Origin of the sequence: Pseudomonas sp. P7548 (assembly GCF_013386585.1) — a bacterium.
Taxonomy (GTDB): domain Bacteria; phylum Pseudomonadota; class Gammaproteobacteria; order Pseudomonadales; family Pseudomonadaceae; genus Aquipseudomonas.
Window position 1 is genome coordinate 132,361 of sequence record NZ_JACARO010000014.1, and the last position, 14,696, is coordinate 147,056.

General features: G+C 61.0%; 10 protein-coding genes. 8 read left to right on the top strand and 2 right to left on the bottom strand.

What is annotated here, in order from left to right; translation table 11 throughout:
* Positions 1 to 3: 3 nt before the first annotated feature.
* Positions 4 to 702: a bifunctional 2-polyprenyl-6-hydroxyphenol methylase/3-demethylubiquinol 3-O-methyltransferase UbiG gene (ubiG, locus tag HX803_RS07685; protein WP_003189760.1), complete on the bottom strand. Its 699-nt coding sequence runs from the start codon at positions 700 to 702 to the stop codon at positions 4 to 6.
* Positions 703 to 766: 64 nt separating this feature from the next.
* Positions 767 to 2,098, bottom strand: a complete 1,332-nt coding sequence (locus HX803_RS07690; RefSeq protein ID WP_178919882.1) for a TRZ/ATZ family hydrolase — start codon at positions 2,096 to 2,098, stop codon at positions 767 to 769.
* Between the two features lie 108 nt (positions 2,099 to 2,206).
* Here HX803_RS07690 and mtnA point away from each other — a divergent pair, with 108 nt between their 5' ends.
* The 8 genes from mtnA (at position 2,207) to rpsA (ending at position 14,613) form a co-directional block, all read left to right on the top strand.
* The gene (gene mtnA / locus HX803_RS07695; protein ID WP_178919883.1) at positions 2,207 to 3,277 is read left to right on the top strand and encodes an S-methyl-5-thioribose-1-phosphate isomerase; all 1,071 of its coding nucleotides are present in this window, start codon (positions 2,207 to 2,209) and stop codon (positions 3,275 to 3,277) included.
* A 423-nt stretch (positions 3,278 to 3,700) separates the two neighbouring features.
* Positions 3,701 to 6,364, top strand: coding sequence for a DNA gyrase subunit A (gene gyrA, locus HX803_RS07700; RefSeq protein WP_178919884.1), 2,664 nt, complete (start codon positions 3,701 to 3,703; stop codon positions 6,362 to 6,364).
* 216 nt (positions 6,365 to 6,580) lie between these two features.
* The gene (gene serC / locus HX803_RS07705; protein WP_178919885.1) at positions 6,581 to 7,666 is read left to right on the top strand and encodes a 3-phosphoserine/phosphohydroxythreonine transaminase; all 1,086 of its coding nucleotides are present in this window, start codon (positions 6,581 to 6,583) and stop codon (positions 7,664 to 7,666) included.
* On the top strand, positions 7,666 to 8,760 hold the full coding sequence (pheA, locus tag HX803_RS07710) for a prephenate dehydratase (protein ID WP_003172650.1): 1,095 nt from the start codon (positions 7,666 to 7,668) through the stop codon (positions 8,758 to 8,760). Before serC ends, pheA begins: the two co-directional genes overlap by 1 nt.
* A gap of 9 nt (positions 8,761 to 8,769) precedes the next feature.
* Positions 8,770 to 9,882, top strand: coding sequence for a histidinol-phosphate transaminase (gene hisC / locus HX803_RS07715; protein WP_178919886.1), 1,113 nt, complete (start codon positions 8,770 to 8,772; stop codon positions 9,880 to 9,882).
* A gap of 28 nt (positions 9,883 to 9,910) precedes the next feature.
* Positions 9,911 to 12,121 carry a bifunctional prephenate dehydrogenase/3-phosphoshikimate 1-carboxyvinyltransferase gene (locus HX803_RS07720; protein ID WP_256732828.1) on the top strand — a complete coding sequence of 737 codons (2,211 nt, stop codon included), beginning with the start codon at positions 9,911 to 9,913 and terminating at the stop codon, positions 12,119 to 12,121.
* Entirely contained in the window at positions 12,118 to 12,807 is a 690-nt protein-coding gene (gene cmk, locus HX803_RS07725) for a (d)CMP kinase (RefSeq protein ID WP_003172653.1), read from the top strand. The genes HX803_RS07720 and cmk overlap by 4 nt, the downstream gene beginning before the upstream one ends.
* Positions 12,808 to 12,927: 120 nt before the next feature.
* Positions 12,928 to 14,613 carry a 30S ribosomal protein S1 gene (gene rpsA, locus HX803_RS07730; RefSeq protein ID WP_016975322.1) on the top strand — a complete coding sequence of 562 codons (1,686 nt, stop codon included), beginning with the start codon at positions 12,928 to 12,930 and terminating at the stop codon, positions 14,611 to 14,613.
* Positions 14,614 to 14,696 lie beyond the last annotated feature (83 nt).

Below are 14,696 nucleotides of genomic sequence, written 5' to 3' on the forward strand. Positions count from 1 at the left end.
GGCTCACTCCTCGCGCAGGGTCTGGATCATGTAGTTGACGTCCACATCGTTGGCCAGCTTGTAGTGCTTGGTCAGCGGGTTGTAGGTCAGGCCGATGATGTCCTTGACGGTCAGGCCGGCCTGGCGGCTCCAGGCTCCCAGCTCGGAAGGGCGGATGAATTTCTTGAAGTCATGGGTGCCGCGCGGCAGCAGCTTCATGATGTATTCGGCGCCGATGATCGCGAACAGGTAGGCCTTGGGGTTGCGGTTGATGGTGGAGAAGAACACCTGGCCACCTGGCTTGACCATGCGGAAGCAGGCGCGGATCACCGAGGACGGGTCCGGTACGTGTTCGAGCATCTCCAGGCAGGTGACCACGTCGAACTGCTCGGGCATTTCTTCGGCCAGGGCTTCGGCGGTGATCTGGCGGTATTCGACGCTCACGCCGGATTCCAGCTGGTGCAGCTGGGCCACGGCCAGCGGCGCTTCGCCCATGTCGATGCCCATGACGGTGGCGCCGCGCTGGGCCATGGCTTCGCTGAGGATGCCGCCGCCGCAACCGACGTCCAGTACCTTCTTGCCGGCCAGGTTGACGCGTTCGTCAATCCAGTTGACCCGCAGCGGGTTGATGTCGTGCAGCGGCTTGAACTCGCTCTCGCGGTCCCACCAGCGGTGGGCCAGGGCTTCGAATTTGGCGATTTCGGCGTGGTCGACGTTGCTCATGGTGAATCCTCTAAACCTGATAAATCGTTTGGTCAGTCCTGAACCCGTGGGTTCAAAACCTTCGTTATTCGGTGTGCCCGCTGATGCGTTGGCCCCAGGCGATGGCCGTGGCGGTCAACTGTTGTTCATCCATGCGGGTCAATTGCCGGTCGTCGAGCAACTGCTTGCCGGCGACCCAAAGGTGTTTCACGCAATCGCGTCCGGTGGCATATATAAGCTGTGAGACCGGATCGTAGATCGGTTGTTGCGCCAGCCCCGACAGGTCGAAGGCGACGATGTCGGCGGCCTTGCCCACTTCCAGCGAACCGATCTCGCTTTCCAGGCCCATGGCCCGGGCGCCGTTGAGGGTAGCCATGCGCAGGGCGCGATGGGCATCCAGGGCGGTGGCCGAACCGGCGACGGCCTTGGCCAGCATCGCGGCTGTACGGGTTTCGCCCAGCAAGTCCAGGTCATTGTTGCTGGCTGCGCCGTCCGTGCCGATGGCCACATTGACGCCAGCCTGCCACAGACGCTCCACCGGGCAAAAGCCGCTGGCCAGTTTCAGGTTCGATTCCGGGCAATGGATGATGCTGGTGTTGCTTTCTACCAGCAAAGCCAGGTCGTCCTCGCTGATTTGGGTCATGTGAACGGCCTGGAAGCGTGGGCCGAGCAGGCCGAGCCGACCCAGGCGTGCCAGTGGGCGCTCGCCGGTCTGTTCGACAGCTTGCTGCACTTCGAAGGCGGTTTCGTGAACGTGCATATGGATCGACGCGTCCAGCTCTTCGGCCATGACCCGGATTTTTTCCAGGTTCTCATCGCACACGGTGTACGGGGCATGGGGGCCGAACACGATTTTGATGCGCGGGTGATGCTTGAGGTCGCCGAACAGCTCGACACCCTGGCGAATGGCCTCATCGGCGGTGCTGGCGCCCGGGATCGGGAAATCGAGGATCGGGAATGCAATCTGTGCACGGATGCCGCTGTTGTGCACGCAGTCGCTGGCAACCTTGGGGAAGAAGTACATGTCGGAGAAGCAGGTGATGCCGCCCTTGAGCTGTTCGGCGATGGCCAGGTCGGTGCCGTCGCGCACGAAGGCTTCGTCGACCCATTTGGCCTCGGCGGGCCAGATGTGCTTTTCGAGCCAGGTCATCAGTGGCAGGTCATCGGCCAGGCCGCGAAACAGGCTCATCGCCGCGTGGCCGTGGGCGTTGACCAGGCCCGGGCTGAGCAGCATGCCCGGCAGTTCGCGCACCTCCGTGGCTTTAAGCTTCAACGCTGCGGCCCGTGGCCCGATAAAGGCAATGCGCCCGTCCCGGATGCCGAGGGCATGCTCCTTGAGCACCACGCCGGCAGGTTCGACGGGCACCAGCCAGGTCGGCAGCAATACCAAGTCAAGCGGGGCAGCAGTGGCGGTCATCGCAGGCTTCTTCCCAGGCAGCTATAAAAGAAGGGCGAAGTATACCCGAGCGTCTCCGCTGGCGGATCGCTATAATCGGCGGCTTTGTTCATGAGTGCGGGGTAAGGGATGCGCGATCGACTGTTGGCTGCGGAGAGGGTGAAGGCCATCGATTGGCGTGATGGCGCACTGCACCTGCTCGATCAGCGTGCCTTGCCGGCCGTTGAGCGCTGGGTGATCTGCATCTCGGCCGACGAGGTGGCGGCGGCCATTCGCACGATGGTGGTGCGTGGTGCACCGGCTATCGGCATCAGCGCCGCCTATGGCCTGGTGCTCGCTGCCCGCGAGCGGATCGCCGAGGGCGGCGACTGGCAGGCTGCCTGGGAAGAAGACTACGCACTGTTGGCTGATGCCCGGCCGACCGCATCGAACCTGTTCTGGGCGTTGAAGCGCATGCGCGACCGCCTGGACCGGGTCAAAAAGCACGCCGACCCGCTGGCGGTGTTGGAAGCCGAGGCCATCGCGATTCATGAAAGTGATCGGGAAGCCAACCTGACCATGGCTCAATTGGGCGTCGAGTTGATCCGCAAGCACCAGGGCAATGCCCAGGCGATCCTCACCCACGGCAACGCCGGTGCCCTGGCGACCGGTGGTGTGGGGACGGCGCTCGGGGTGATTCGCGCGGCTTACCTGGAAGGCATGGTCGAACAGGTGTACGCCAACGAGACCCGTCCGTGGCTGCAAGGTTCGCGGCTGACGGCGTGGGAGCTGGCGGGCGAGGGCATCCCGGTGACGGTGAACGCTGACTCGGCCGGCGCGCATATCCTCAAGACCAAGGGCGTGACCTGGGTGATCGTCGGCGCTGATTGCATCGCGGCCAATGGTGATGTGATCAGCAAGATCGGCACCTACCAGCTGGCGGTGTGCGCCATGCACCACGGCGTGCGCTTCATGGTGGTGGCGCCGAGCTCCACGCTGGACCTGATGATCGCCACTGGCGATGACGTTGCGCTGGAAGAGCGGGATTCGGGGGAGTTGCTGGACATTATCGGGCAGCGACTGGGGGGTGAGGCATTCAATCCGGTGTTTGATGTGACGCCGGCTGACTTGATTGATGTGATCGTGACGGAAAAGGGCATTGTTGAGCGGCCGGATACGGCCAAACTGGCGAAGTTGATGTGCCGTAAGCGGTTGCATTGAGGGCATTGGTGCCTGTTGGATTGCATTCGCGAGCAAGCCCGCTCCCACATTTGATTTGTGAACACTTTCAAAATGTGGGAGCGGGCTTGCTCGCGAATGGCCCTTTCACTCAACAAAACCCCTGGATCCAACCCTAAAAAACACCACCCATCCAGCTCTGAGCCCCTCTCGTCCCCCTCAAGCCTGTCATCCGTCAACTAACTATGCTCCATGCGCATCAGGGGGATAGGTGCGTGGCGGCGATTGTGATAACATCCGGCGGTTTCCAGGGTTGCCCCGAGGGGCTGCCTATAACGTGCAGATCCGTGTCATAACTCGTTGATTTGTCGTAAGTCGTTGTCAGGCACTTGCCGGCAGCGGCGAGCTTCGTTCGTCCCATATGGATGTGACGAGGTTTCACCCGAAAAAGGAATCAGGCTTCTCATGGGCGAACTGGCCAAAGAAATCCTCCCGGTCAATATCGAAGACGAGCTGAAACAGTCCTACCTCGACTACGCGATGAGCGTAATTGTCGGTCGGGCACTGCCTGATGCGCGCGATGGCTTGAAGCCCGTGCACCGGCGTGTGCTGTTCGCGATGAGCGAGCTGGGTAACGACTGGAACAAGCCGTACAAGAAATCTGCCCGTGTTGTCGGTGACGTGATCGGTAAGTATCACCCTCACGGCGACACTGCGGTGTACGACACCATCGTTCGGATGGCCCAGCCGTTTTCCCTGCGCTACCTGCTGGTAGACGGCCAGGGCAACTTCGGTTCGGTCGACGGCGACAACGCCGCGGCCATGCGATACACCGAAGTGCGCATGACCAAGCTGGCGCACGAGCTGCTGGCCGACCTGCACAAAGAAACCGTGGACTGGGTGCCGAACTACGACGGCACCGAAATGATCCCGGCCGTCATGCCAACCAAGATTCCCAACCTGCTGGTCAACGGCTCCAGCGGTATTGCCGTGGGCATGGCCACCAACATCCCGCCACACAACCTCGGTGAAGTCATCGACGGTTGCCTGGCCCTCATCGACAACCCCGAGCTGACCGTCGATGAGCTGATGCAATACATCCCCGGTCCGGACTTCCCGACCGCCGCGATCATCAACGGTCGTGCCGGCATCATCGAAGCCTACCGCACCGGTCGCGGTCGCATTTACATGCGCGCCCGCTCGATCATCGAAGACATCGACAAGGTCGGTGGCCGCCAGCAGATCGTCATCACCGAACTCCCTTACCAGCTGAACAAGGCGCGCCTGATCGAGAAGATCGCCGAGCTGGTTAAAGAGAAGAAGCTCGAAGGCATCACCGAACTGCGCGACGAGTCTGACAAAGACGGTATGCGCGTGGTGATCGAGCTGCGTCGTGGCGAAGTGCCTGAGGTGATCCTCAACAACCTCTACGCCCAGACCCAGCTGCAAAGCGTGTTTGGTATCAACGTGGTTGCCCTGATCGACGGCCGCCCGCGCATCCTGAACCTCAAGGATCTGCTGGAAGCCTTCGTGCGTCACCGTCGCGAAGTGGTCACCCGCCGTACCGTGTTCGAGCTGCGCAAGGCTCGCGAGCGCGGCCATATCCTGGAAGGCCAGGCGGTTGCGCTGTCGAACATTGATCCGGTGATCGCGCTGATCAAGGCCTCGCCAACCCCGTCGGAAGCCAAGGAAGCGCTGATCAGCACCCCTTGGGAGTCCAGCGCCGTGGTGGCCATGGTTGAACGTGCCGGCGCCGACTCGTGCCGTCCGGAGACCCTGGACCCGCAATACGGCCTGCGTGAAGGCAAATACTTCCTGTCGCCAGAACAGGCCCAGGCCATCCTGGAACTGCGCCTGCACCGCCTGACCGGCCTGGAGCACGAGAAGCTGCTGGCCGAGTACCAGGAGATCCTCAACCAGATCGGCGAGTTGATCCGCATCCTCAGCAGCGCCGTGCGCCTGATGGAAGTGATCCGCGAAGAACTGGAAGTGATCCGCGCCGAATACGGCGACGTGCGCCGTACCGAAATCCTCGATGCGCGCCTCGACCTGACCCTGGGCGACATGATCCCGGAAGAAGAGCGTGTGGTGACCATCTCCCACGGTGGTTACGCCAAGACCCAGCCGCTGGCGGCGTACCAGGCCCAGCGTCGTGGTGGTAAAGGCAAGTCGGCTACTGGCGTCAAGGATGAGGACTACATCGCTCACCTGCTGGTTGCCAACAGCCACACCACGCTGCTGCTGTTCTCCAGCAAGGGCAAGGTGTACTGGCTCAAAACCTACGAAATCCCGGAAGCCTCCCGTGCCGCCCGTGGTCGCCCGCTGGTCAACCTGCTGCCGCTGGACAGTGATGAGTACATCACCACCATGCTGCCGGTCGAGGAATACACCGAAGGTCACTTCATCTTCATGGCCACCGCCAAAGGCACCGTGAAGAAGACCCCGCTGGAATCCTTCAGCCGTCAACGCAGCGTGGGCCTGATCGCCCTGGAGCTGGACGAAGGCGACGTGTTGATTTCGGCTGCCATCACCGATGGCGAGCGTGAAGTCATGCTGTTCTCCGACGGTGGCAAGGTGACACGCTTCAAGGAATCCGACGTTCGCGCCATGGGCCGTACCGCCCGCGGTGTGCGCGGCATGCGCCTGCCAGAAGGGCAGAAGCTGATTTCGATGTTGATCCCGGAAGAAGGCAGCCAGATCCTCACCGCTTCGGCGCGTGGTTATGGCAAGCGTACCGCCATCAGTGAGTTCCCGGAGTACAAGCGTGGCGGCCAGGGCGTGATCGCCATGGTCAGCAACGACCGCAACGGCCGTCTGGTCGGCGCAGTGCAGGTGCTCGATGGCGAGGAGATCATGCTGATTTCCGACCAGGGCACCTTGGTGCGTACCCGTGTGGCTGAAGTGTCGAGCCTGGGCCGTAACACCCAGGGCGTGACGCTGATCAAGCTGGCCAGCGACGAGACGTTGGTAGGCCTGGAGCGTGTCCAGGAGCCATCGGAAGTCGAAGGCGAGGAGCTGGAAGGGGAAGAAGGTGCGGTATTCGATGGCGAGGTGATCGCAGCAGGCGATGACAACGTCGACGAGCCAACCCTCGATGCTGCCGCAGACGAAGAAGAACCGCAGGAATAAGCGGACACACAGGGGGCGGATGAAGATTCGCCCCCTTGTTGTTTGTCCCCTTTGAAACATGTGGGAGCTGGCTTGCCTGCGATGGCATCACCGCGGTATCACTGAAATACCGAGGTGCCTGCATCGCAGGCAAGCCAGCTCCCACAACGGTCCGCTCCAATAAGAGCGTGTTGCCGAACATGATTGCAGCCCCACCAGATCAGAGTGAGATTGGATGTGAGCAAGAGAGCCTATAACTTCTGTGCCGGTCCCGCGGCGCTTCCTGAAGCAGTCCTGCAGCGTGCGCAGGGTGAACTCCTCGACTGGCATGGAAAAGGCCTCTCCGTGATGGAAATGAGCCATCGCAGCGATGAGTTTGTATCAATCGCCACCAAGGCCGAGCAGGATCTGCGCGACTTGCTGGACATTCCATCGAACTACAAAGTGCTGTTCCTGCAAGGCGGCGCCAGCCAGCAGTTCGCCCAGATCCCGCTGAACCTGCTGCCGGAAGACGGCACTGCTGACTACATCGACACCGGTATCTGGGGCCAGAAGGCCATTGAAGAGGCCTCCCGCTACGGCAACGTCAACGTGGCAGGCACCGCCAAGCCTTACGACTACTTCGCGATCCCGGGCCAGAACGAGTGGAAGCTGTCGAAAAACGCTTCCTATGTTCACTATGTGGCGAACGAAACCATCGGCGGCCTGGAGTTCGACTGGGTGCCGGAAGTCGGCGACGTGCCGCTGGTGTGCGACATGTCTTCGGACATCCTTTCGCGCCCGATCGACGTGTCGAAGTACGGCATGATCTACGCCGGAGCCCAGAAGAACATCGGCCCGAGCGGTATCCTGGTCAACATCATCCGTGAAGACCTGCTGGGTCGCGCGCGCTCGCTGTGCCCGACCATGCTCAACTACAAGGTCGCCGCCGATAACGGCTCGATGTACAACACTCCGCCGGCCTTCGCCTGGTACCTGTCCGGCCTGGTGTTCGAGTGGCTGAAAGAGCAGGGCGGTGTCGCTGCCATGGGCAAGTTGAACGAAGAGAAGAAGCGCGTCCTGTACGACTTCATCGACGCCAGCGGCCTGTACAGCAACCCGATCAACCTGACTGATCGCTCGTGGATGAACGTGCCGTTCCGCCTGGCTGACGACCGCCTGGACAAGCCATTCCTGGCCGGTGCCGACGCGCGCGGCCTGCTGAACCTGAAGGGTCACCGTTCGGTCGGTGGCATGCGCGCCTCTATCTACAACGCCGTCGACATCCACGCCATCAATGCGCTGGTTGCCTATATGGCAGAGTTCGAAAAGGAACACGGCTAATGTCTGAGCAAGAACTCAAGGCCCTGCGCGTACGCATTGACAGCCTGGACGAGAAAGTCCTGGAACTGATCAGTGAGCGCGCGCGGTGTGCCCAGGAAGTGGCGCGGGTGAAGATGGCGTCCCTGGCCGAAGGCGAGGTGCCGGTGTTCTACCGTCCCGAGCGTGAAGCGCAGGTGCTCAAGCGTGTGATGGAGCGCAACAAAGGCCCGCTGGGTAACGAAGAGATGGCGCGGTTGTTCCGCGAAATCATGTCCTCGTGCCTGGCCCTGGAGCAGCCGCTGAAAGTGGCTTACCTGGGCCCGGAAGGCACCTTCACTCAAGCGGCGGCCATGAAGCACTTCGGTCACGCGGTGATCAGCAAGCCAATGGCGGCGATTGATGAAGTGTTCCGCGAAGTGGCGGCCGGTGCGGTGAACTTTGGCGTGGTGCCGGTGGAGAACTCCACCGAAGGCGCGGTGAACCACACCCTCGACAGCTTCCTTGAGCACGACATGGTGATCTGCGGTGAGGTTGAGCTGCGTATCCACCACCACCTGCTGGTGGGCGAGAACACCAAGACCGACAGCATCAGCCGCATCTACTCCCACGCCCAGTCCCTGGCCCAGTGCCGCAAGTGGCTGGATGCGCATTACCCGAATGTCGAGCGCGTGGCGGTGTCCAGCAACGCCGAAGCGGCCAAGCGGGTCAAGGGTGAGTGGAATTCGGCGGCGATCGCCGGTGATATGGCGGCGGGCCTGTACGGCCTGACGCGCCTGGCTGAAAAGATCGAGGACCGCCCGGACAACTCCACGCGCTTCCTGATGATCGGCAGCCAGGAAGTGCCGCCGACCGGCGACGACAAGACCTCCATCATCGTCTCCATGAGCAACAAGCCCGGCGCGCTGCATGAGCTGCTGGTGCCGTTCCACGATAACGGGATTGACCTGACGCGCATCGAGACTCGTCCTTCGCGCAGCGGTAAATGGACTTACGTGTTCTTTATCGACTTCATCGGCCATCACCGCGACCCACTGGTCAAGGGTGTGCTGGAGAAAATCAGTCAGGAAGCCGTGGCACTCAAGGTGCTGGGCTCTTACCCGAAAGCGGTTTTGTGAGGCTTTAACATGAGTGGCAACTTCCTCGCCCTGGCTCAGCCGGGCGTGCAACAACTGTCGCCTTACGTCCCGGGCAAGCCTGTGGACGAGTTGGCGCGTGAGTTGAACCTGGATCCGGCGAATATCGTCAAGCTGGCCAGTAATGAAAACCCGCTGGGTCCAAGCCCCAAAGTGCTGGCAGCGATCCGTGAAGAGCTGGCCGAGCTGACCCGTTATCCGGATGGCAATGGCTTTGCGCTCAAGACCCTGCTGGCTGAAAAGTGCCGGGTCGAGCTGAACCAGGTCACCCTGGGTAACGGTTCAAACGACATTCTTGAGCTGGTCGGCCGTGCTTACCTGGCCCCGGGCTTGAATGCGGTGTTCAGCGAGCACGCGTTCGCGGTTTATCCGATCGTGACCCAAGCCGTGGGTGCCGACGCAAAGGTAGTTCCAGCCAAGGATTGGGGGCATGACCTGCCGGCCATGCTGGCGGCGATAGACGCGAAAACCCGCGTGGTGTTCATCGCCAACCCGAACAACCCGACCGGCACCTGGTTCGACGTCCAGGCATTGGACGACTTCCTGCAGGACGTGCCTGAGCACGTGCTGGTGGTGCTGGACGAGGCTTACATCGAGTACGCCGAAGGCAGCGACCTGCCGGACGGCCTGGACTTCCTGGCGTCCTACCCGAACCTGCTGGTGTCGCGCACGTTCTCCAAGGCTTACGGCCTGGCATCGCTGCGGGTGGGCTACGGCCTGTCCACGGCCGTGGTTGCCGATGTGCTGAATCGTGTGCGCCAACCGTTCAACGTCAACAGCCTCGCCCTGGCGGCGGCCTGTGCGGCGGTGAAGGATGCCGAGTACCTGGAAGAGGGGCGTCGCCTCAACGAAACCGGCATGCTGCAGTTGCAGGACGGCTTCCGTGAGTTGGGCCTGGGCTGGATTCCGTCCAAAGGCAACTTCATCTGCGTCGACCTCGGCCAAGTGGCGGCTCCGGTATTCCAGGGCTTGCTGCGTGAAGGCGTGATCGTGCGCCCGACCGCCAACTATGGCATGCCGAACCACCTGCGTATCACCATCGGTCTGCCGGCGGAAAATGCCCGCTTCCTGGAGGCGCTGGCCAAGGTTCTGGCTCGTGGTTGATGTCACTGCATTGCAACCTGCTGTGCCTATGATCGGTCGCCTGGTGGTGGTCGGCCTGGGGTTGATCGGCGGCTCCTTCGCCAAGGGCCTGCGTGAAAGCGGGCTGTGCCGCGAAGTGGTCGGTGTGGACCTGGACCCGCAATCGCGCAAATTGGCGGTTGAGTTGGGCGTGGTGGATCGCTGTGAGGCAGACCTGGCGCTCGCGTGCCAGGGCGCTGATGTGATCCAGCTCGCTGTGCCGATCCTGGCCATGGAGAAGTTGCTGGCGTTGTTGGCAGGCATGGACCTCGGCCAGGCGATCCTCACGGATGTCGGGAGTGCCAAGGGCAATGTGGTGCGCGCCGCGCAGCTGGCCTTTGGCGGTATGCCGACGCGTTTCGTGCCGGGGCATCCGATTGCCGGTTCCGAGCAAAGTGGGGTGGAGGCGTCCAATGCGCAGCTGTTCCGCCGTCACAAAGTGATCCTGACACCGCTGGAACAGACCGATCCGGCTGCGCTGGCGGTGGTGGATCGCCTGTGGCGTGAGTTGGGCGCGGATGTCGAGCACATGCAGGTCGAGCGTCACGACGAAGTGCTGGCGGCGACCAGTCATCTGCCGCACCTGCTGGCATTTGGCTTGGTGGACTCGTTGGCCAAGCGCAACGAAAACCTGGAGATTTTCCGTTACGCCGCCGGTGGCTTTCGCGATTTCACGCGGATTGCCGGCAGCGATCCGGTGATGTGGCACGACATCTTCCTTGCCAATCGTGAGGCGGTGTTGCGCACCCTGGACACCTTCCGCAGTGACCTCGACGCCTTGCGCGACGCGGTGGATGCCGGGGATGGTCATCAGTTGTTGGGCGTGTTCACCCGTGCGCGGGTGGCGCGTGAGCATTTCAGCAAGATCCTGGCACGCCGGGCCTACATGGAAACTGCAGTGAACGCCGATGAGTTGACCTTTCTCGCTGAGCCGGGTGGCCGCTTGAGCGGGCGCATCCGGGTGCCGGGCGACAAGTCGATCTCCCATCGGTCGATCATGCTGGGGTCGTTGGCTGAGGGTGTGACCGAGGTCGAAGGTTTCCTGGAGGGCGAAGATGCCCTGGCGACCCTGCAGGCGTTTCGCGACATGGGCGTGGTGATTGAGGGGCCGCACCATGGGCGCGTGACTATTCATGGGGTGGGCCTGCATGGGTTGAAGGCGGCACCGGGGCCGATCTATCTCGGTAACTCCGGTACGTCCATGCGTTTGCTGTCCGGTTTGTTGGCGGCGCAGAGCTTCGACAGCGTGCTGACCGGCGACGCGTCGTTGTCCAAGCGTCCGATGAGTCGCGTGGCCAAGCCACTGCGGGAAATGGGTGCAGTGATCGAAACCGGGCCGGAAGGGCGCCCGCCGCTGACCATTCGAGGTGGGCAGGCGCTGAAGGGGCTGAATTACGCGTTGCCGATGGCCAGTGCGCAGGTCAAATCCTGCGTGTTGCTGGCAGGGCTGTACGCTGAGGGCAAGACCTCGGTGACAGAGCCAGCGCCGACCCGTGATCACACCGAGCGTATGTTGCGTGGCTTTGGTTATCCGGTGGCAGTGGATGGCGCTACTGCGTCCGTAGAGTCCGGCCACGCGCTGACCGCTACCCATATCGAAGTGCCGGGGGATATTTCCTCTTCGGCGTTTTTCCTGGTGGCGGCTTCGATTGCCGAGGGCTCCGAGCTGTTGCTGGAGCATGTCGGCATCAACCCGACGCGTACCGGGGTGATCGACATCCTGCGCCTGATGGGCGCGGATATCACTCTGGAGAACCCGCGTGAAGTGGGTGGCGAGCCTGTAGCTGACCTGCGCGTGCGCGCCGCTGCGTTGAAGGGGATCGAGATTCCCGAAGCGCTGGTGCCGCTGGCGATCGATGAATTCCCGGTGCTGTTTGTGGCGGCGGCCTGTGCAGAAGGGCGCACCGTGCTGCGCGGTGCCGAGGAGTTGCGCGTCAAGGAGTCCGATCGTATCCAGGTGATGGCCGACGGTCTGTTGGCGCTAGGGGTCAAGTGTGAACCGACCCCTGATGGGATTATCATTGACGGTGGCCTGATGGGCGGTGGTGAAGTCCATGCCCATGGCGATCATCGGATTGCCATGGCATTCAGTGTGGCTTCCCTGCGGGCAGAGGCGCCGATTCGTATCCGTGACTGCGCCAATGTTGCTACGTCTTTTCCGAACTTTCTTACACTGTGTGCCCAAGTCGGCATCCGTGTTGCCCAAGAGGCTCAATTGTGAATATCAAAGCACCGGTGATTACCATCGACGGGCCAAGCGGCTCGGGCAAAGGCACGATCGCCGGCATCCTGGCCAAGCGCCTGGGCTGGTGCCTGCTGGATTCCGGCGCGCTGTATCGCCTGCTGGCGTTTGCTGCGCGCAACCATGGCGTCGACCTGACCAACGAAGAATCCCTGAAGCTGCTGGCGGCGCACCTTGATGTGCAGTTCGTCGGCGCGACGGAAGGTCATCCGCAGCGCATCATCCTGGAAGGGGATGACGTGACCGACGACCTGCGCAATGAGCAAGTCGGCTCCTGGGCCTCCCAGGTTGCCGCACTGCCGGCCGTACGCGATGCGCTGCTGCAGCGTCAGCGGGCGTTCCAGGAGCCGCCAGGGCTGGTGGCCGACGGGCGTGATATGGGGACCGTGGTGTTTCCGGAGGCCCCGCTGAAGATTTTCCTGACTGCCAGCGCCGAGGAGCGGGCCCGCCGCCGCTACTTGCAGTTGAAGGGCAAAGTCGATGGTGTTAGTCTGTCGAGTCTGCTAGATGAGATCCGTGCACGCGATGAGCGTGATACCCAGCGCGCAGTAGCCCCGCTCAAGCCGGCGGCTGATGCCATACAGCTGGATTCCACGGAGCTGTCCATCGAGCAGGTGCTGGAACGCATCTTGAGCGAAATCGCCATTCGCGATATCGCCGGGTGATCAAGAAGGCCGCAGGGGACCAGTCATAGTCCTGCGGTGGCTTCTTTTAACTGAAACTGACCCACACCGTCTGGGGTGTGGAGATGGGCGTATTCTTCGCCCTTATCAACAGGAATTAAAATGAGCGAAAGCTTTGCGGAACTCTTTGAAGAAAGCCTAAAAACCCTGAACCTTCAGGCAGGCTCCATCATCACCGGTGTTATCGTTGATATCGATTACCAAGCTCGCTGGGTAACCGTTCACGCTGGTCTGAAGTCTGAAGCTCTGATCCCGCTGGAACAGTTCTACAACGATGCTGGTGATCTGACAATCAATGTCGGTGACGAAGTTCACGTTGCTCTGGACTCGGTTGAAGACGGTTTCGGTGAAACCAAGCTGTCCCGTGAAAAAGCCAAGCGCGCTGAATGCTGGATTGTTCTCGAAGCAGCCTTCGCAGCTGAAGAAGTGGTCAAGGGCGTTATCAACGGTAAGGTTAAAGGCGGCTTCACTGTCGACGTTAACGGCATCCGTGCGTTCCTGCCAGGTTCTTTGGTCGACGTTCGTCCTGTGCGCGACACCACGCACCTGGAAGGCAAAGAACTCGAATTCAAGGTCATCAAACTCGACCAGAAACGCAACAACGTTGTCGTTTCCCGTCGCAGCGTCCTGGAAGCAGAGAACTCCGCCGAGCGTGAAGCTCTGCTGGAATCCCTGCAGGAAGGTCAGCAAGTCAAAGGTATCGTCAAAAACCTCACCGACTACGGCGCATTCGTCGACCTGGGTGGCGTGGATGGCTTGCTGCACATTACCGACATGGCTTGGAAGCGCATCAAGCATCCTTCCGAAATCGTCAATGTTGGCGACGAGATCGATGTCAAGGTTCTGAAATACGATCGCGAGCGCAACCGTGTTTCCCTGGGCCTGAAGCAACTGGGTGAAGATCCATGGGTTGCTATCAAAGCCCGTTACCCAGAAAGCACTCGCGTAACCGCGCGTGTTACCAACCTGACCGACTACGGCTGCTTCGCTGAGCTGGAAGAAGGCGTTGAAGGCCTGGTACACGTTTCCGAAATGGACTGGACCAACAAGAACATCCACCCTTCGAAAGTCGTACAAGTCGGCGACGAAGTGGAAGTTATGGTTCTGGACATCGACGAAGAGCGTCGTCGTATCTCCCTGGGCATCAAGCAGTGCAAATCTAACCCATGGGAAGATTTCTCTGGCCAGTTCAACAAGGGCGATAAAATCTCCGGCACCATCAAGTCGATCACCGATTTCGGTATCTTCATTGGTCTGGACGGCGGCATCGACGGCCTGGTTCACCTGTCCGACATCTCCTGGAACGAAGTGGGCGAAGAAGCTGTTCGTCGTTTCAAGAAGGGCGACGAGCTGGACACCGTTATCCTGTCGGTTGACCCAGAGCGCGAGCGCATCTCCCTGGGTATCAAGCAACTGGAAAGCGATCCGTTCTCCGAGTACGTTCAAGAGAACGACAAAGGCGCAATCGTTAAAGGCACTGTGAAAGAAGTTGACGCCAAAGGCGCCATCATCGTTCTGGCCGACGATATCGAAGCGACTCTGAAAGCCTCCGAAATCAGCCGTGACCGCGTTGAAGACGCGCGCAACGTTCTGAAAGAAGGCCAGGAAGTAGAAGCCAAGATCATCAGCGTTGATCGTAAGAGCCGCGTAATCCAACTCTCCATCAAGTCGAAAGACGAAGTTGAAGAGAAAGAAGCTATCCAGAGCCTGAAATCGGCTCCGGAAGCTGCACAAGGCGAGACCACCATGGCCTCCCTGCTGCGCGAAGCAATGGCTAAGCAGAACTAAGTTCTGTAAAGCTGTAAAAAAGGGCGACTTCGGTCGCCCTTTTTTATGCCTGAAATTTGTTGAATCATCGCCCGAGAACCTTG

Coding starts and splice junctions, on each gene's coding strand:
- HX803_RS07720 (WP_256732828.1), top strand. CDS start 9,911: ATGATCGGTCGCCTGGTGGTGGTCGGCCTGGGGTTGATCGGCGGCTCC.
- mtnA (WP_178919883.1), top strand. CDS start 2,207: ATGCGCGATCGACTGTTGGCTGCGGAGAGGGTGAAGGCCATCGATTGG.
- gyrA (WP_178919884.1), top strand. CDS start 3,701: ATGGGCGAACTGGCCAAAGAAATCCTCCCGGTCAATATCGAAGACGAG.
- hisC (WP_178919886.1), top strand. CDS start 8,770: ATGAGTGGCAACTTCCTCGCCCTGGCTCAGCCGGGCGTGCAACAACTG.
- pheA (WP_003172650.1), top strand. CDS start 7,666: ATGTCTGAGCAAGAACTCAAGGCCCTGCGCGTACGCATTGACAGCCTG.
- rpsA (WP_016975322.1), top strand. CDS start 12,928: ATGAGCGAAAGCTTTGCGGAACTCTTTGAAGAAAGCCTAAAAACCCTG.
- HX803_RS07690 (WP_178919882.1), bottom strand. CDS start 2,098: ATGACCGCCACTGCTGCCCCGCTTGACTTGGTATTGCTGCCGACCTGG.
- ubiG (WP_003189760.1), bottom strand. CDS start 702: ATGAGCAACGTCGACCACGCCGAAATCGCCAAATTCGAAGCCCTGGCC.